Here is a 17,969-nt window from a genome sequence, read left to right on the forward strand (position 1 = left end):
GGTGCGCGATGTCCTATCTTGAGTATAACGTCAAACATGTGCCCTCGGGGCCGCGCAAGATCCTGTTTCTCAACTGGCCGCTGGCGCTGCTGCTGGGCGCCGTGGCGAGCGTCGGGTTCCTGATGCTCTACTCTGTCGCGGGCGGATCTTTCTCACCCTGGGCAGAACCCCAGATGAAACGCTTTGCCGCCGGTTTCGTCATCATGCTGTTTGTCGCCATGGTGCCGATCTGGTTCTGGCGAAACCTTGCGGTTGTGGCCTATGCGGTGTCCATCGCGCTTCTGATCGCTGTGGAATTCTTTGGCGCGGTCGGCATGGGCGCTCAACGCTGGATCGAACTGGGGCCACTCAGGCTGCAGCCCTCGGAGCTGATGAAAATCGGCCTCGTGATGATCCTCGCGGCCTATTACGACTGGCTTCCGGTCAAGAAAACCTCGCGCCCGCTCTGGGTGGTGATCCCGGTGCTGATCATCCTCTTTCCCACCGCATTGGTGCTGAACCAGCCGGACCTTGGCACCGCGATCCTGCTGCTCACGGCGGGGGGATTGCTGATGTTCATGGCCGGGGTGCATTGGGGCTATTTCGCCGTGGTACTGGCGGCGCTTGGCGCGCTGATCACGGCGGTATTCCAGAGCCGCGGCACCGACTGGCAATTGCTCAAGGATTACCAGTTCCGGCGCATCGACACCTTCCTTGATCCATCGAGCGACCCCTTGGGCGCGGGCTATCACATCACCCAGTCCAAGATCGCGCTGGGGTCTGGTGGCTGGACCGGACGCGGTTTCATGCAGGGCACGCAATCGCGGCTCAACTTCCTGCCCGAGAAACATACCGATTTCATCTTCACCACGCTGGCCGAGGAATTCGGCTTTGTCGGGGCCTTCTCACTCCTTGGGCTCTACGCGCTGATCATCTTCTTCTGCATCTCGTCGGCGCTGCAGAACAGGGATCGCTTTGCCTCGCTCATGACGCTGGGCATCGCGACGACCTTCTTCCTGTTCTTTGCCGTCAACATGTCCATGGTGATGGGGCTGGCCCCCGTGGTGGGCGTGCCGCTGCCGCTGGTGAGCTATGGCGGCTCGGCGATGCTGATCCTGATGCTGGGCTTCGGGCTGGTGCAATCGGCCCATGTGCACAGGCCAAGGGGAGCCGCATGATCAATATCCTGTTTGCCGCGCGCTCCGAACGCTGGGCGGAATACGAACAGCCGCTACGCGATGCGCTGGATGCGCTTGGCCTGCCCTATCATCTGGCACAGGATATTGCGCCAGAAGACGTGGATTACATCGTCTATGCCCCAAACTCCGAACTTCAGGACTTCACCCCCTACACCCGTTGCAAGGCGGTGCTGAATATCTGGGCCGGGGTCGAGGCGATCGTGGGCAACAGTACCCTGACCCAACCGCTGGCGCGCATGGTGGGCGGCGGGCTGACCGAGGGCATGGTGGAATGGGTGACGGGCCATGTGCTGCGCCACCACCTTGGGATGGATGCCCATATCGTGAACCCGGATCACACATGGGAACCGGTTGCGCCGCCGCTGGCCATGGAGCGCCCGGTGACCATTCTGGGGATGGGGGCACTGGGCGCGGCGGTGGGCAAGGCACTTGTTGCGCTGGGCTTCCCTGTCACGGGATGGAGCCGCACCCCCAAGGATCTGCCCGGCATCCGCTGCCTGTCTGGACCCGAGGGGCTGAGCGAGGCGCTGACCGGGGCGCAGATCGTGGTGCTGCTGCTGCCCGATACGCCGGACACGGAAAACGTGTTGAATGCCGGGACGCTGGCGCTCATGGCACCTGGTGCTTTTGTGATCAATCCGGGTCGCGGACCGCTAATCGACGATGACGCGCTGCTGGCCGCGCTGGACAGCGGACAGGTGGCCCATGCCACGCTGGACGTATTCCGAACCGAACCGCTGCCACAGGATCACCCCTACTGGTCCCATCCCAAAGTGACCGTGACGCCGCATGTGGCCTCCGAGACGCGCGCCGTCATGGCGGCAGAGGTAATCGCCGGGAATATCCGCCGTGGCGAGGCGGGAGAGCCGTTCCAGCATGTGGTGGATCGCAACGCCGGATATTGAGGCAGCGATTTCTTCGAAAGAAATCGGACCGAAATCTTTTGAAGATTTCGGTTCCATGCCCGTGCAACTGCGACGCCCGGGCGCTTGCCGATCCGGACCCGGCGTCTTAGGTTACTGGGAAAGCCCACAAAATCGCCCCACTCTGTTTCCAAAGCGGATATTCATGCCAGACAAGCCCTCGCCCATGCCAGTCTCCCCTCCGCCCGCCGCCGATCCGCGCAGGCTTCAGGTCTGGTTCCTTGGCATCATCGCCTTTGCCGTGATCCTGTTCCTGTTGGTACAGGCCAAGTTTCTGCTGATCTCGCTGGCCATCGCGATCATGCTGTTTTCGCTGACCTCGGATGCCATCAGCTATTTCCAGCGGCTGCGCATCGGCAATGCCAAACTGACCGTGGGTGTGGCGTCTTTTCTGGCGGTGATGCTGATCGCGGCGGTGCTGATTTCGATCTCGCTGATCATCCTGTCACAGGCCAACACCGTCGTGGTGACCGTGCTGCAATACACCGAGGCCGCCCAGATCGCCGTGGCCGAACTTGTCGGCTGGATGGGCGAGGATGTGGAACGTGCCGTGCTCAACTGGCTGCAGGGGGTCGAGGTTGGCCCCTACCTGACCACGCTTGCCGGGCAAGCGGGCAATGTGGCCTCGGGCGCGGTACTGGTGACGCTCTTCGTAGGCTTTATGTTCCTTGAACGGCTCTGGTTCACGACCAAGCTCACCTCGCTCATGGGCGACGAGGAAAGCGCCAGCCGGGTCGAGCTGATCATCTCCTCCATCATCCACCGGGTGAACCGCTACCTCGTGGTCAAGGCCGTGATCAGTTTCGTGACAGGCGGGCTGGTCTATTTCATCATCGAATTTCTCGGCCTCGATCTGGCCTTTGCATTGGGTGTGCTGACCTTTGTTCTGAACTTCATCCCCAATATCGGCTCCATCGTCGCCACATTCGTTGTGGCGCTGGTGGCCTATGTGCAGACCGGGGACACCGTGACCGGGGTCGGCGTGCTTGGGTTTGTCGGGCTCTGTCAGTTTGTCATCGGACAGGTGCTGGACCCGCTCCTGCTGGGCAAGACGCTGCGTCTTTCATCCTTCGGGATCATCGCCTCGCTGGCCTTCTGGGCGGCGGTCTGGGGCATCATCGGCATGTTCCTTGCGGTGCCGATCATGGTGTCGGTGATGATCGTGTGCTCGCATATCCCCGGCCTGCGCCCGGTGGCGGTTCTGTTGTCGCGCGAGGGCCTGCCCGATATGGATCTCGACAATGGGCGCGTGTCGTCACGCCGCGCAACCAACGCCTCGGACGACGCCGCCTGATCCCCTAACGCAGCTTCGGCGGTTTGTCCGGATCGCTGCCCGGTGCCGGGCGCACCTCCTGTGGCTGCACCGGGTCAGGCAGATCGAACCGCAGCCCGTGCCGCGCCAATGCGGCCGCCAGCGGATCGCTGGGCTTGAAGAACGCCACATCCAGCGCACCAGCCTCGATGCCCGAGAATGTCAGCGCCTCGTTCACCGCGCCTGCCAGTGCCGGTTCCGCCCCGGGCAGGACATCGACAAAACCCAACAGATGCCCGCGCGAGCCATCGTCATAGGTGACGCCCGCCAGCCATGCCATCCGCGCCAGCCCAGTGGCCGTGGCCAGCTTGGTGTCCAAAGCGGTCAGCAGCTTCTCGGGCAGGCCCGCGGGAGGGTGCAATTCAGAAGGCCGCGCCTCGGCCTCGGCCGGGCCTTGCGACAGCGTCGCGGCCAGCCAATCCACCGCTTGCGGAGGGATCAGGATTGAGGACGGGGCGACCTCGGGGTTCACCGCCAGCCCGATCCCCTGCCCCGCCAACATCCCCGCAATGGCGCGCCCGGACAGCGCCGCATAAGGCGAAATGCGCCCGGTGAACTGCGCCAACCGCTCTTCGCGGTCAAAGAGCAGCACAAAACGCGCATCGGCCACGTCGAACAGCTCCGGCTCGATCTGATCGCCCTCGGGGTCGCCGGTGAGCAGCAGGAACATCTCGCTATCGGCCAGCCGTTCATAAAAGCGCAGCCGCGCCGCGTCATCGGCGGGCGCGGCCTCCATCGCTTCATGGGCACGATCCAGCGGGGTCATTTCGGTCATTTCAGCACCTCCTGCACCCGGGCGCGCAGGACCGGCAAAAGCTCGGCCTCGAACCACGGATTTTTCTTCAACCACGCGGTATTGCGCCAGGACGGATGAGGCAAGGGAAAGACCTGCGGGGCAGTGTCGCGCCAGCCCGCCACGGTGTCCGTCACCGAGGCCCGGGTCTTCAGATGCCATTTCTGCGCATAGCCCCCCACCAACAGGGTCAACGGCACATCGCCCAGCGCCTCCATCACCCGCGCCCGCCATGTCCGCGCGCAGATCGGCGGCGGAGGCAGGTCCGCGCCCTTGGCATTGTAACCGGGAAAACAAAACGCCATGGGAAAGATGGCGATTTTACCGGCATCGTAGAAGGTGCTTTGCCCGACACCCATCCAATCGCGCAATCTGTCGCCGGATGGATCGGTAAAGGGCCGCCCGCTTTCATGCACCCGCGCGCCCGGCGCCTGCCCGGCAATCAGGATGCGCGCACCCGCCGCGTATTGGAAAACCGGGCGTGGCGCATGGGACGTCGCCGTGTTCGAAAACCGCTCGGAACAAAGCGAACAGTTTGATATGTCTGAAAGAAGTGCCTCCATCTTCACGATGATGACCCGGGACGCATAACAATCGCAAGCACCCCGCGAGCGGTGACGCAATAACGGCGCGCGGGGCACCCAAAGCCGGCCGCATGAGGTCAGGCGGGCCCGATGGACGGGGCCAACACGCGCGTCGGACACACCCTGCAAGATCCCGCTCTGACGCACCTACCCAATTTCCCGCCGTTGCCGGTGCGCAAAGCGTTTGCTACGCATGGGGCAACAAAAGGGCCGTGATGCCCTGAGGGGGGACATATGTATCGCGTCTGGAATTTCCTGACCAACTATTCGCTGCTTCTGATATTCGGCGCGCTCATTGCGCTGGTCTGGGCCAATCTGGATGTGATCGCGCCGGTGGCGGGGAACCCGCATTACTGGGCCGACAGCTATCACCATTTTGTCGAATTCAAGATCTGGGACCACGCCCCCATCGGCCATCTGCATGACGGGCATCGCACGCTGACGCTGCATTATCTGGTCAATGACGTGCTCATGGCCTTCTTCTTTGCCATCGCCGCGAAAGAGGTCTGGGAGGCCGTGATCCTCAAGAACGGCTCGCTCAGGGGCAAACGCGCGGCCACGCCGCTTTTTGCCACGGCGGGCGGCATGTTCGGACCCATCGCGGTCTATCTGGGTCTGGCAGCGGTGATGGGATCGGAAACCTATAACGCCGTGGCCAATGGCTGGGCTATCCCCACCGCGACCGACATCGCCTTCAGCTATCTGGTGGGCCGTCTGGTCTTTGGTGCGGGCCACCCGGCGGTGCGCTTCCTGTTGCTTCTGGCCATCGCGGATGACGCGGCCGGGCTGATCATTCTGGCGGTGTTCTACCCCTCGGGCGAGCTTGCGCCGATCTGGCTGCTTCTGTCGCTGGGGGCCGCGGTCGGCGTGTTTGTGCTGGCCAACTGGCTTCCGCGCAAGCTGGATCGGGGCAATCAGGATCGCCCCACCTCGACCTGGGTGCGCAAGACGCTGTCCTTCTGGCCCTATCTTCTGGCCGCCTGTGCAAGCTGGTACGGCTTCATGATGAGCGGGCTGCACCCGGCGCTGGGGCTTCTGCCCATCGTGCCGACAATCCCGCATGCGGACCGTGCATTTGGCATTTTCTCCGAGGCCGAGCAGTACCTGACCGATCTTTTGAACATGATCGAACATGCGCTCAAACACCCGGTCGAGATCATCCTGTTCTTCTTTGGCCTGTGCAATGCGGGGGTCGAATTCTCCTCCATGGGGACGGCCACATGGCTGGTGCTGGCGGGGCTGTTGATCGGCAAGCCGATTGGCATCCTGCTGTTTGGCTGGGTTGCTGCCGTGCCGCTCAGGCTGGGCATTCCGCAAGGCATGCGCATCATCGACCTTGTTGTGATCGGCTTTGTCGCGGCCATCGGCTTTACCGTGTCGCTCTTTGTGGCCACTGTCGCCTTTGATGCGGGTCCTGTTCAGGATGCGGCCAAGATGGGGGCGCTGTTCTCCTTCGGTGCGGCCATCGTATCGATCCTCGCGGGCAAGCTGTTCCGGGTGGAAAAACAAAACCTTTAGCGGCGCAACATAAGCCGTGTGATCGCCAGACCGCGGGATGGCGATCCAACATCAGTTCGGGTCACTTTATCTTTGCCAAATCCGAACAAGACCTCAAGGTCGCGCTGCCATCGCCAAATCGCCAGCCCGTGCGGGCGGTGTGGCGATCGCGCGGCGGCCTTCGGCCTTGATCCCGCGCGGGTTGGTAAGCCTCAGAAGTTTCAGAAAATCCAATTGGTCTGCCGCTCGATGCCACTGCACTTGTCAGATAGCAGGATCAGTCAAACGCCCCGGCCCTGCGGAAGCCATCCAGCAGCATCTCCAGATGCTCGGCCCGCTCATAGGGATAGGTTTCGCGCACATAGGTCTCGTCGAAATCCGGTTGGATCTCCATCAGTCGCGTCAGGGCTTTGGACGCCAGCGTCTCATCCCCGAAATACCCGAATGTCGCCACGCAGCGCTGCAGCCCGCGCGCGTAATCCGGTGCAATCGCAAGCAATTGTCGCGCCGCGTCCTGCGCCGCACCGGCATTGCCCAGAAACATCTCGCAACTGGCAAGCTGACCCAGAACAGGGGCGCGGCCCGGGTATTGCGGGTAGAGCCGGAAGATCATGCGCAGATGCTCGGGCGCATCTTCGGGGCGGCCCAGCCATTCCAGCGCACAGGCCAGCCCGTGCCGCGCCAAGGCCGCAGACGGGTTCAACCGCACCGCCTCGGCGCTGTGAAATTCGCCCGCAGGGTAATCATGCCGCCCGAAGATCAGCGCCAGACCTGAGAAAGCATGCGCCTCCCACAGCGTTGGATCGGCTTTGAGCGCCCGGTCCGAATAGTCCAGCGACGCGGTAAAGGCCGCCGCCGTATCCTCGACCCAGCTCAGCAAGCCACGGCGGAACCAGATCCGCGCCAGACGCGCCAGCGCCGGGCCGAAATCCGGGGCCTGCCGGATCGCCCCCTGCATGAGCCGCTCCTGCGCATCGTTGTTTTCCGGTGTGCCATACCCCTCCCCGCCGGTGCGCTCGATCTCGTCGGCCTGGGCCAGAAGCTGCCAGGGACCAATCGTGGCCGGACGCGCGCGGGCCACCCGCTGCGCCTCGGCGCGGGCGATCTGGGGCTCAAGCTGGGCCACGATGGCGCGACTGACCTCTTCCTGAAAGGCAAAGATATCGTCCAGCTGCCCCTCGAAGGTCTCGGACCAGCGCGACCGCCCGGTCTCGGCCTCGGTCAGCGCAACGGAAATTTTCACCCGGTTGCCCAGACAGCGCAGCGTACCGGTCACGGCATAGGCTGCACCCACCTCGGCGGCGGCATCGCGCAACCCGATCTCACGCGGAGTTTTCCAGCCAATCGCCTCGGGGCCAATCACCGGGAACCAGCGCCAATAGGACAGCGTTGTGCGCAGGTCATCAGCCAGCCCCAGCGCGATCATCGCATCATTCTCACCGTTCGACAGCGCTTCAAACGCAAAGAGCAGCACCGCGGGACGCGCCATGATTTGCGTGTCTTTTTCGGAACCACGCCCCGTATCTTCGGCACGGCGCGCGCGCAGCCAGTCCTCGAACCCCTCAGAAGGCAGATCGAACCCCTGCAGAAAACCCTCACCGCCCGCATCGCCTACATGAACCCGGGTCCCATCCAGCCAGACATGCTGACGATTGGCCTGCAAGAGATCCGCCGGCAAGGCCCGGCGAAGTACCGACAATTCCTGCCTCAGCGAGGCGCGGGCCTGATCCTCGGACCGGTCGGACCACAAGAGATCGGCCAGCAGACCACGCTCGGCCCGCATATCGGGCTGTTGCGACAGGTAGGCAAGCATGGCTTGTGCCCGCCGCGACAAATGCTCCAGAGCGCGCCCGTCCACCCGCGCGGCAAAGGGGCCTCGCAAGGTCAGCGACAATGAGGCGTTTGCAGTGACCTGATCCATGCCAACCAGATTAACGGATTATCCGGCGTGAGGCACCCGAAGTTGTGCCCCCACTGCGTCAAAGCGCATGTTGCGTTGAATTTCCCCGTGCAATGGGGTCATAATGTCACCAGAATTGGTGTCTAAGACCACATTAACGATCCTCCGCTAAAGAGAGGAGAGCAGCCCCCGAGGCAAGGCAATGTTGGAATTCGAGAATGTCAGCAAGTCCTTCTGGACTGGCACGCAGCGTAAGGTGATCCTTGATCGCGCGTCCTTTCGCGTGAACCTGGGGGAGTCGCTGGGCATTCTGGCCCCCAACGGCACGGGCAAGACCACGCTGATCAAGATGATGGCCGGGCTGGAAAAACCCGATGAGGGCGAAATCCGGCGCGGCTGCCGTATCTCTTTCCCGCTGGGCTTCATGGGCGGGGTGGTGTCTAAACATTCGGCGCATGAAAACTCCCGTTACATCGCGCGGCTCTATGGTCTCGACCCCGATTATGTGGAAGCCTACTGTCGATGGCTCTGCGGGCTGGAGGAATATTTCGACCAGCCGCTGGGCACCTATTCGTCCGGCATGCGGGCGCGGTTCACATTCTCGCTGATGCTGGCGCTGGATTTCGATATGTACCTGATCGACGAAGGCATGCCCAATTCCACAGATGTGGAGTTCAACAAGAAAGCCGCCGCCATCCTTGCCGAGCGTCTCAGAACCACGACCATTGTCATCGTCTCGCACCAGGCGGAGGTGCTGGAAAAATTCGCCCGCAAGGCCGGTGTCCTGCTGAATGGCCAGTTGCATATGTTTGAAACCTTGGAAGAAGCGAAACAGCTCTATGACTACCAAACCCAAGGCGCGGAAATTTAGGATCCGCCGCGACCGGCCCGCCCCCTTCACAGGTGGCGCCGGGCCGGAAGCGGCCGCATCGCCCGTGGTCAAACCTACGGGCAGTGAGGCTGAGCGCGCACCGGAGCAGGCGCAAACCCCTGACGCCGCGACCCTGCGCCAGCAGATCACTGAGGTTCGTGCAGACGCCGCCCCCGAAAAATCAAAATCCGAAAGCATCCGGGAAACCGTCGCCAAAACCGCGCGTGACTTTGGCGCGGGCTCACCCATTGCCAGGCTCGCCGTGGCGCGAAAGGCCAAGCAAGCCCCCGACGCCACGTCCGAACCGGCACCTGAACCAGCACCCGAACCCACCGCGCCAGAGACCGCCCAGCCCGCCCGCGAAGGCGAGGTGTCTTCCGCTGCCCAGGTCGCGGGCGAGACCGACATGGACGCGATCCGCAAGGAGGGGCTGACCGGGAGGCAATTGCGCATGGCGCGCCGCATGGCCCAGAAACACGGTCTGGCCGTCACCAGCGATTTCGACGCCGTGCGCCAGCTGCGCGCCAAGGGGATCGACCCGTTCCAGCGCTCCAACATGCTCGAACTGGTTGTGCCGGACCGCGGCAAGGATGAGGGCGCAAAGGAACAGAAGGTCCAGTTGCCCCAGACCATGCCCGCAGGCGACAAGAACCTGCCCTCCACCGAACAGATGAGCCCGATGGAACGCCGGATGCGCGAAATCGGCGATATCCAGAAGGACATCAGCAAACGCCGCCGCCGTAAATCTCTGCTCTTGCTCACGCGGCTGGCGTTCTTTGTGGGCCTGCCCACGCTGATCGCGGGGTCCTATTTCTACGCTGTGGCCACGCCCATGTATGCCACGAAATCCGAGTTCCTGATCCTCGCCAATGACGGCGCCGGGTCGGGCGGCATGGGCGGGCTTCTGTCGGGCACGCAATTCGCCACGAACCAGGATGCGATTGCGGTGCAATCCTATCTCCAATCCAAGGACGCCATGCTGCGCCTCGACCAGGATGTGGGGTTCCGCAGCCATTTCTCGCAGGACTGGATCGACCCGATCCAGCGGCTAAGCGGCGAGGCTTCAAATGAAGAGTCCTACAAACTCTTCAAGAAGAACATCGAGATCGGCTATGATCCGACCGAAGGCGTGATCCGCATGGAGATCGTCGCCGCCGATCCCCAGGTCAGCGCCGAGTATTCCAAGGCCCTGCTGACCTATGCCGAAGAACGGGTCGACAGCCTGTCGCAACGCAAACGCGAAGACCAACTCAAAGGGGCCAAGGAGGCGCTGGAAGAGGCCGAAAACGGCCGCCGCGAGGCGCAGCGCGTGCTGGTCAACCTGCAACAGACCAGCAATGTTCTGGACCCCGAGGGTCGGATCGCCTCGCTCCGGCAGCAGGTCAGCAATCTGGAAGTGCAGTTGCAGGAACGGGAATTGCAGTTGCAGGCCCTGCTCGACAATTCCCGCCCCAACCGGGCCAAGGTCGAGGGGGCGCAGGCGGACATCCGTCGGCTGAACGCGGCGCGGTCCGATCTCGAGGCCCGCATGACGCAGGCAACCGAGGGCGAGAATTCGCTCGCGCAGCTGGCGGCCGAAATCCAGATGGCCCAGGCCGATCTGGCCACCCGCGACCTGATGCTGCAGGAGGCACTAGCCTCGCTCAGCCAGACCCGCCGCGAAGCCAACAGCCAGGTGCGCTATCTGCAAACCGCCGTGGAGCCGGTGCCGTCACAGGACCCCAGCTACCCGCGCAAGTTCGAGAACACGATCCTCGCTTTCCTGATCTTTGGTGGGATTTACCTGCTGATTTCGCTCACCGCGTCAATCCTGCGCGAACAGGTCTCAAGCTGATCCACGGGATGGCGGGCATTTCCCCGCCTGCCATCTTGCGCTCAAATCTTTACCAAAAGATTTGCAAAAGTTTTCGAAAACTTTTGCCCGCCCGGACCTACCGGCAGTATGGACCGCCGCGATGGCGCGCCGTGTCGTAATGGAAGTGATCTTCGTGATACCCGTCTGATCCCGGCCCCAGCGTGGTGCCGAATGTTCCGCAGGCTGCCTTATGAGCCTTGCGCAGCACCCGGCCCTTCTTGCCCCGGCCCCAGTCGCGCAGCACGTTCAGCGTGTCACCGTTCTGCAACCGGATTTCCGAGATATCGATGGCCTTGCCCTTGCCATGCTCGGAAATCTTCGCCCCCGCCCGGTGATTGCGGGTCCGGCACACGTAATGCGCCGCCACCTTGAGGCTGGAGACGCCGCCGCCCATCCGACCGACCGCGCGTTTCAAATCCCGATCCACCCAGCGGTTCAACGCCTTGGCGGTATCACAGGTCATGATCGCCTGCTGCGACAGGGTCACGCCGGACACCGCACGCACCTTGACCGCGTTGGGTGCGCCGCAGCCAGGAATGCGCCCGGGCACATCGCCGACGCGCTCGCCCTGAATATCGCTGTTACCGCAGATGGCCCCGCGTTCCCGTTCGCGCTGCCGGGCCATGGCTTTCTTTACAATGTGATCGGGCCGCAGGAACGGGCGCGGCGAGCGGGTCTTGCCCATGGTCGACACCGCCAGCACGACGCCTGACGTATTGGCGGCAAGATCATCCGACGTCAGTTCAGAATAGTCCATCGGCGCTGGGTCGGTCACCGCGTCCGGAACGAATGCCGCAGGCCGAGCGCGGGGGCGCAAGGGCTCTGCCGCGACCTCTGAGACCCCGCCCCGCGCAACCGGCCGCAGTGAGCTTTCCTGTGCGTCTGCCAGGGCCGGCAAGGCCAGAACACTCATCAAAATCGCACTCACCAAACGCATTACTTTGCCTCTCCCTTGCCCGCCACGCGGCCGAAATCCGGCGCGTCGGTATCCTGACCGGCCTCGATGATGCTCCGGCGGATTGCCCGTGTCCGGGTAAAATAATCAAAAAGCTCATCCCCGTCACCCGTCCGGATGGCACGTTGCAGGGCGAACAACTCCTCCGTGAACCGTCCCAGCATCTCCAGCGTCGCATCCTTGTTCGACAGGAACACATCGCGCCACATGGTCGGGTCTGACGCCGCGATGCGGGTGAAATCCCGGAATCCGGCAGCGGAAAACTTGATCACCTCCTGATCCGAGACGCGGCGCAGATCATCGGCGACCCCCACCATCGTATAGGCAATCAGGTGCGGGATATGGCTGACCACGGCGCAGACAAGGTCATGATGCTCCACATCCATCCGTTCGGTATTGCTGCCAAGCGCCCGCCAATAGGCCTCGACCCGTTCAACGGCGGTCTCATCCGCTCCCTCCGGCGGCACGATCAGGCACCAGCGATTGTCGAAAAGCGAGGCAAAGCCCGAATCCGGTCCGGAATGCTCTGTCCCGGCCATCGGGTGACAGGGCACGAAATGCACGCCTTCCGGGATATACGGCCCGACACTGTCCAGCACAGCCGCCTTCACGGACCCCACATCAATCACCGTGGCCCCGGGTTTCAGGTACGGTGCAATGGCCTCGGACACCGCGCCCATCGCCCCCACCGGCACCGCCAGCACGATCAGGTCCGCGTCCCGAACCGCCTCCTCCGCACTATCGCAGACCGTGTCGCACAGACCGATACGGCGCGCGATGTCCCGCGTATTCTCGGACCGGGCATAACCCGTGACTTCACCGGCCAGCCCGCCACGCTTCATCGCCCAGAACATCGACGAAGCGATCAGCCCCAGCCCGATCAGCGCAACCTTGTCATACATTTTGCTCATGCACCCGCCTCCCGCCAGCGGGTCAGCGCGTCAATCACCCGGCCCGTCTGATCCTCGTCGCCGACGGTGATGCGTAGCCCTTCGGGAAAGCCATAGCCGCCCACGCGACGCACGATGATGCCATCACCCTGCAGCGCAGTATCCGCCGCTGCCGCCTCACCCCCATCGGCAAAGCGCGCCAGAACGAAATTGGTCTGGCTGTCATCACAGGCCAGCCCCAGCTGCCGCAAGGCCCCTGTCAGCCGCGCACGCTGATCGGCGTTCAGAGCCGCGCAGTCGCGTGCCCAGTCGGGGTCACGCACCGCCGCTTCCGCCGCCTGCATTTGCAGGTCTGACAGGTTGAAGGGCTGACGAATGCGGGTCATCACCTCGATCATCTCTTTCGGCCCATAGCCCCAGCCCACGCGCAGCCCGCCCAGCCCGTAGATCTTGGAAAAGGTCCGCGTCATCAGCACGTTGGGTCGTTCCGTGGCCAGCTCCGCGCCGCCATCATAGCCTGCGGCATATTCCGCATAGGCCGCGTCGATCACCAGGATCACCCGTTCGGGCAGCCCATCGGCCAGCCGCACAAGCTGGGCATCCGACAGCATCGTGCCGGTGGGATTGCCCGGATTGGTCAAAAGCACAATCCGTGTGCGCTCCGTGACAGCGTTCAGGATGGCATCCACATCCACCACCCGCTCGGCCTCGGGCACGCGCACCGGCGTCGCCCCGGCCATATGGGTCAGCACCGGGTACATGGAAAACCCGTGTTCGGTGTGGATGATCTCGTCCCCCGGACCAGAAAAAGCCTGCGTCACGAATTGCAGCACCTCGTCCGAGCCAACCCCACAGATGATCCGCTCCGGGTCCAGCCCGTGCACCTCGCCAATCGCCGCGCGCAGGGGGGCGTGATCGGTATTGGGATAGAGATGCACCCGGCCCACCGCCGCAACCATCGCTTCCTGCGCCGAGGGGGGGACCCCCAGAGGGTTTTCATTGGACGACAGTTTGAGCACGTCGTCACGGCCCGCGATCTTTGATTTGCCACCCTCGTAGAGGGCAATCTCCATGATCCCGGGCTGCGGGGTGAAAAGCGTCATATCGGGCTCCTTTGAAGGAGTGTCTTAGTGCGGAGAGCGGAGCAAGGAAAGGTGCGCGATGAACGCACACCCTACGCAGACCGGTAGGGTGCGTATTCATGCGCACCGTTCGTCACATGGCCTTTACGTGGCCAGTACGTTGCGGAACAACCAGGGGTCGCTCTCGTCAATATCCTCGGGGAAATGCTCCCACCGGTCCTGCAGCGGGGTCCAGTCGGTGTAATGCGCCTCGACCGGCCCCAGATAGGGCCGCTGCACCTCAAGGCACCGCGCGTGATCCATTTCGTCGGTCTCGACGATCCCGGCCTCTGGGTTTTCCAAGGCCCAGACCATGCCCGCCAGCACGGCGCTTGTCACCTGAAGTCCCGTGGCGTTCTGATAGGGCGCGAGATCGCGGGTTTCTTCGTTCGACAGGCGCGAGCCGAACCACAGCGCGTTTTTCTCATGCCCAAAAAGCAAGACACCCAGTTCGTCGATCCCTTCGACGATCTCGTCCTCGGTCAGGATATGGTGTTTCTGTTGTTGCTTGCCCGAGCCGAACATCTCGTGCAGTGACAGCACCGCATCATCGCTGGGGTGATAGGCATAATGACAGGTCGGACGATATTCCGGGTCATGCCCCTCGCCCACGGTGTAGTAATCGCTGATCGATACCGCCTCGTTATGGGTCACAAGGAACCCGAATTGCGGGCCGGGCGTCGGGCACCATGTATGCACCCGGGTGATCGCACCGGGCCGCTCCAGCCAGATCGCCGCCTTGCAGCCGGTCTCCTGCCGGTGACCGTTTTCGGGAAACCATGTCTCATGGGTGCCCCAGCCCAGTTCGGCGGGTTGGAACCCCTCGGAAATGAACCCCTCGACCGACCATGTATTCACGAACACACCACGCGGGCGGGGGGTGCGCCGCGCCTGCGTGTCACGCTCGGCGATATGCACGCCTTTCACGCCCAGCGACTGCATCAGTTTCGCCCAGCCCAGCCGGTCCGTCGGCGGCGTCGCATCGCGATCGGTATCCCTGGCCAATGTCAGCAGCGCCTCCTTGACGAACCAGCTCACCATACCGGGATTGGCGCCGCAGCAGCTCACCGCCGTGGTGCCGCCGGGATTGGCGGCTTTCTCGTCGCGCACAGCCTGCCGCAGCGCATAATTGGTGCGCGCGGCGTTGTCTTCGGTGCCGAAATAATACCCGGCCCAGGGCTCGACCACCGTGTCGATATACAAAACGCCCAGTTCGCGGCAGAGCTTCATGATGTCCAGCGACGAGGTATCGACGCTCAGGTTCACGCAGAACCCCTTGCCGTCGGGGAACAGCCCGCCCAGCACCTCGCGATAATTCTCAGGCGTCAACGCGGTGTCGATGAAGTTCAGCTTGTGCTGGCGCAGGAAATTATGATGGCCCGCATCCGGCTCGATCACCAGAAACTGATCCGCGTCATATTCGAAATGCCGTTCGATCAGCGGCCATGTGCCTTTGCCGATCGAGCCAAAGCCGATCATCACGATGGGGCCGTCGATACGGCCATATACCGGTGCAGTCATGCGTCAAACCTCCTTTGCGGAGGCGGTGTCACTTCGCCTTCCGCGCCTTTGCCGAAAGCCAGTCCATAAGCGCCATGAAGACACCGGACAAGACAAAAACCATATGGATCACAACCAACCACATCAACTCGCGATCGCCAAACACCTTGTCGGCATTGGCCTGCCCGATCTCCATGAAGCGTTTGAGCAGATGGATACCGGAAATGGCGATGATCGACGCGATCAGCTTCATCTTGAGCCCGCCGAAATCCACCGTGCCCATCCAGGCCGCGCGATCCTCGGTCTCGCCGATATTCAGCTTGGAGACGAAATTCTCGTAACCCGAAAACAGCACGATCACCAAAAGGTTCGCCGCCAGCGTCAGGTCGATCAGCGTCAGCACCGCCAGGATCGACTTGTCCGCGCTCATCACCAGCACCTGCGGCAGGTAATAGAACAGCTCACGCACAAAAACGACAACCAGCATGGCCAGTGACAGCGACAGGCCCAGATACATCGGCGCCATCATCCAGCGCGATGCAAACAGGGTCTTCTCAAAACGGGTCTGGAGCGAATTATCCTGTGACATGGCGCTGCTCTTGCCGCCTGATGCGCGCCCCGTCAACGGGCAACGTTGCGCCTGCGACAAAAGAAAACCCGGCCACCGCAGGATGCGGCGACCGGGTCCAATTCTGCGACGCTGGAACGCTTAGTTCTGTGCGTAATATTCGATGACGAGGTTCGGTTCCATGATCACCGGGTAGGGCACATCGCTCAGGCCCGGGGTGCGCACGAAGGTCGCGGTCATCTTGGAGTGATCGGCATCGATGTAATCAGGCACATCACGCTCGGCCAGCTGGGTGGCCTCGAGCAGCACAGCGATCTGCTTGGAACGGTCACGCACTTCGATCACGTCACCCTCTTTCACGCGGTAGGAAGGGATGTTGACCTTTTGGCCGTTCACGGTGACGTGGCCGTGGTTCACGAACTGACGTGCGGCAAACATGGTCGCCACGAATTTCGCGCGGTACACAACCGCGTCCAGACGGCGCTCCAGCAGACCGATGAGGTTTTCACCGGTGTCGCCTTTGACACGTTCAGCTTCTTTATAGATGCGGCGGAATTGCTTTTCGGTCAGGTCGCCGTAGTAGCCCTTGAGCTTCTGCTTGGCGCGCAGCTGCAGACCAAAGTCAGACAGCTTGCCCTTGCGGCGCTGGCCATGCTGGCCGGGGCCGTATTCACGACGGTTGACCGGGGATTTCGGACGGCCCCAGATGTTTTCGCCCATGCGGCGGTCGATTTTGTACTTGGCAGACGTGCGTTTGGTCACGGCTGATCTCCTTTATAGTGGCATTTCAGCTTGATCCGAAAACCGGTTCCCACTCTTCGGGCTGAAATCGCGTCTCAGCTCAATCCGCGGGGCAGTCAGGCGGTCAACCTCGTGCCGTTGGTAAAGGGCGTTGTCCTCTAAGCCGGGGCTTCGACAGGCATCTCCTTGCGGGGGCCACCAACACCAATGAAGCCGCGCGTATACACCAGCCCGGCCCAGAGTCAACAACCCTCTGCGATATTCGCGAACGCCCCCCGCCCTCACCATGTCTGATCAATTTGACATTTATACCGGCGCTCACCGTCCGGGCGTTAAACGCACCTTAAACCTTGTGTCCGATCTTGGGCAGGTTCGGTAATGGAGGGCCAGGTGTCAAAAGGCAACAAGGGGCGCGAAAGGGGGCAAAAAAACGCATTGGCGCAGGCGCTGATGCTGCGCGACCAATCCACTCTGGACATGGTCAATGCCGCGGTCCGGCACAAACAGGTGATGCTGGCCTTTCAACCCGTGGTGCAGTCCCGCCGCCCCGACCGCATGGCGTTTTACGAGGGGCTGATCCGCGTGCTGGACGAAACCGGCCGGATCATTCCTGCGCGCGATTTCATCAATGTCATCGAAGATACCGAAACCGGCCGCCTGATCGACTGCCTCGCGCTGGAAAAGGGGCTGCGCACCCTGGCCGAGGTGCCGACGCTGCGACTGTCGATCAACATGTCGGCGCGCTCTATCGGCTATCGCAAATGGATGCGGGTGCTGGAACACGGGCTGAAACGCGACGCCACGGTGGCCGAACGCCTGATTCTGGAGGTGACCGAGAGCTCGGCCATGATGATGCCCGAGATCGTGGTCGACTTCATGTCCGACCTGCAGCAACGCGGCATATCCTTTGCACTGGATGATTTCGGGGCCGGGCAAACCGCCCTGCGCTATTTCAAGAGCTTTCAGTTCGACATTCTCAAGATCGACGGTCAGTTCATTCACAAGATCCACGCCGACCCGGACAATCAGGTTCTGACCCAGGCGATGCTGGCCATCGCCCAGCAATTCGACATGTTCACCGTCGCCGAATTCGTCGAAAACGCCGAGGATGCGCAATGGCTCACCGCCGCCGGGGTGGACTGCTTGCAGGGTTATTTCTTTGGCGCACCCACCGTGTCGCCGCCCTGGATCGAAGAGGATGCGCGCAGAACCGCCTGACCCGGAACACGCGCCCGGTCAACCGACCCCGATCAGCGTGGGGTTGCGAGTTTTTGCGTGAGA

16 protein-coding genes are annotated in these 17,969 nt (G+C 62.5%); 7 read left to right on the forward strand and 9 right to left on the reverse strand.

What is annotated here, in order from left to right; genetic code table 11:
- Window positions 1-8: 8 nt before the first annotated feature.
- From rodA to PGB28_RS07130, 3 genes are all read left to right on the forward strand, one after another.
- Window positions 9-1,157, forward strand: a complete 1,149-nt coding sequence (gene rodA, locus PGB28_RS07120) for a rod shape-determining protein RodA (RefSeq protein WP_271420804.1) — start codon at window positions 9-11, stop codon at window positions 1,155-1,157.
- Window positions 1,154-2,083 (forward strand): 2-hydroxyacid dehydrogenase, encoded by a 930-nt coding sequence (locus tag PGB28_RS07125; protein ID WP_271420805.1) that lies wholly within the window; start codon window positions 1,154-1,156, stop codon window positions 2,081-2,083. Before rodA ends, PGB28_RS07125 begins: the two co-directional genes overlap by 4 nt.
- Window positions 2,084-2,267: 184 nt before the next feature.
- Window positions 2,268-3,395 (forward strand): AI-2E family transporter, encoded by a 1,128-nt coding sequence (locus tag PGB28_RS07130; protein WP_271420806.1) that lies wholly within the window; start codon window positions 2,268-2,270, stop codon window positions 3,393-3,395.
- A gap of 4 nt (window positions 3,396-3,399) precedes the next feature.
- Here PGB28_RS07130 and PGB28_RS07135 read toward each other — a convergent pair whose 3' ends face one another.
- Together PGB28_RS07135 and PGB28_RS07140 are read right to left on the reverse strand one after the other, a co-directional pair.
- On the reverse strand, window positions 3,400-4,188 hold the full coding sequence (locus PGB28_RS07135; protein ID WP_271420807.1) for an SseB family protein: 789 nt from the start codon (window positions 4,186-4,188) through the stop codon (window positions 3,400-3,402).
- Complete coding sequence (locus PGB28_RS07140; RefSeq protein WP_271420808.1) at window positions 4,185-4,769, reverse strand: uracil-DNA glycosylase family protein; 585 nt, start codon at window positions 4,767-4,769, stop codon at window positions 4,185-4,187. Before PGB28_RS07140 ends, PGB28_RS07135 begins: the two co-directional genes overlap by 4 nt.
- Window positions 4,770-5,024: 255 nt before the next feature.
- Between PGB28_RS07140 and PGB28_RS07145 the strand changes: the two genes are divergently transcribed.
- Entirely contained in the window at window positions 5,025-6,308 is a 1,284-nt protein-coding gene (locus PGB28_RS07145; protein WP_271420809.1) for a Na+/H+ antiporter NhaA, read from the forward strand.
- 256 nt (window positions 6,309-6,564) lie between these two features.
- On the opposite strand, the gene PGB28_RS07150 is transcribed toward PGB28_RS07145, so the two are convergent.
- Window positions 6,565-8,208: a hypothetical protein gene (locus tag PGB28_RS07150; RefSeq protein WP_271420810.1), complete on the reverse strand. Its 1,644-nt coding sequence runs from the start codon at window positions 8,206-8,208 to the stop codon at window positions 6,565-6,567.
- Window positions 8,209-8,389: 181 nt separating this feature from the next.
- On the opposite strand from PGB28_RS07150, the gene PGB28_RS07155 reads away from it, so the two are divergent.
- Together PGB28_RS07155 and PGB28_RS07160 are read left to right on the forward strand one after the other, a co-directional pair.
- Window positions 8,390-9,058, forward strand: a complete 669-nt coding sequence (locus tag PGB28_RS07155; protein ID WP_271420811.1) for an ABC transporter ATP-binding protein — start codon at window positions 8,390-8,392, stop codon at window positions 9,056-9,058.
- Entirely contained in the window at window positions 9,027-10,892 is a 1,866-nt protein-coding gene (locus PGB28_RS07160; RefSeq protein ID WP_271420812.1) for a capsule biosynthesis protein, read from the forward strand. The genes PGB28_RS07155 and PGB28_RS07160 overlap by 32 nt, the downstream gene beginning before the upstream one ends.
- Window positions 10,893-10,989: 97 nt before the next feature.
- On the opposite strand, the gene PGB28_RS07165 is transcribed toward PGB28_RS07160, so the two are convergent.
- From PGB28_RS07165 to rpsD, 6 genes are all read right to left on the reverse strand, one after another.
- Entirely contained in the window at window positions 10,990-11,850 is an 861-nt protein-coding gene (locus PGB28_RS07165) for an extensin-like domain-containing protein (RefSeq protein WP_271420813.1), read from the reverse strand.
- Window positions 11,850-12,779, reverse strand: coding sequence for a prephenate/arogenate dehydrogenase family protein (locus PGB28_RS07170; RefSeq protein WP_271420814.1), 930 nt, complete (start codon window positions 12,777-12,779; stop codon window positions 11,850-11,852). The genes PGB28_RS07165 and PGB28_RS07170 overlap by 1 nt, the downstream gene beginning before the upstream one ends.
- Window positions 12,776-13,861 carry a histidinol-phosphate transaminase gene (gene hisC / locus PGB28_RS07175; RefSeq protein ID WP_271420815.1) on the reverse strand — a complete coding sequence of 362 codons (1,086 nt, stop codon included), beginning with the start codon at window positions 13,859-13,861 and terminating at the stop codon, window positions 12,776-12,778. The genes PGB28_RS07170 and hisC overlap by 4 nt, the downstream gene beginning before the upstream one ends.
- 123 nt (window positions 13,862-13,984) lie before the next feature.
- Complete coding sequence (locus tag PGB28_RS07180; RefSeq protein WP_271420816.1) at window positions 13,985-15,400, reverse strand: homospermidine synthase; 1,416 nt, start codon at window positions 15,398-15,400, stop codon at window positions 13,985-13,987.
- Between the two features lie 28 nt (window positions 15,401-15,428).
- Complete coding sequence (locus PGB28_RS07185; protein ID WP_271420817.1) at window positions 15,429-15,968, reverse strand: TIGR00645 family protein; 540 nt, start codon at window positions 15,966-15,968, stop codon at window positions 15,429-15,431.
- 120 nt (window positions 15,969-16,088) lie between these two features.
- Window positions 16,089-16,709, reverse strand: a complete 621-nt coding sequence (rpsD, locus tag PGB28_RS07190; RefSeq protein WP_271420818.1) for a 30S ribosomal protein S4 — start codon at window positions 16,707-16,709, stop codon at window positions 16,089-16,091.
- 429 nt (window positions 16,710-17,138) lie between these two features.
- Between rpsD and PGB28_RS07195 the strand changes: the two genes are divergently transcribed.
- Window positions 17,139-17,906, forward strand: a complete 768-nt coding sequence (locus PGB28_RS07195; protein WP_271420852.1) for an EAL domain-containing protein — start codon at window positions 17,139-17,141, stop codon at window positions 17,904-17,906.
- Window positions 17,907-17,969 lie beyond the last annotated feature (63 nt).

This window comes from Primorskyibacter aestuariivivens (assembly GCF_028023675.1).
Taxonomy (GTDB): Bacteria; Pseudomonadota; Alphaproteobacteria; order Rhodobacterales; family Rhodobacteraceae; genus Marinovum; species Marinovum aestuariivivens.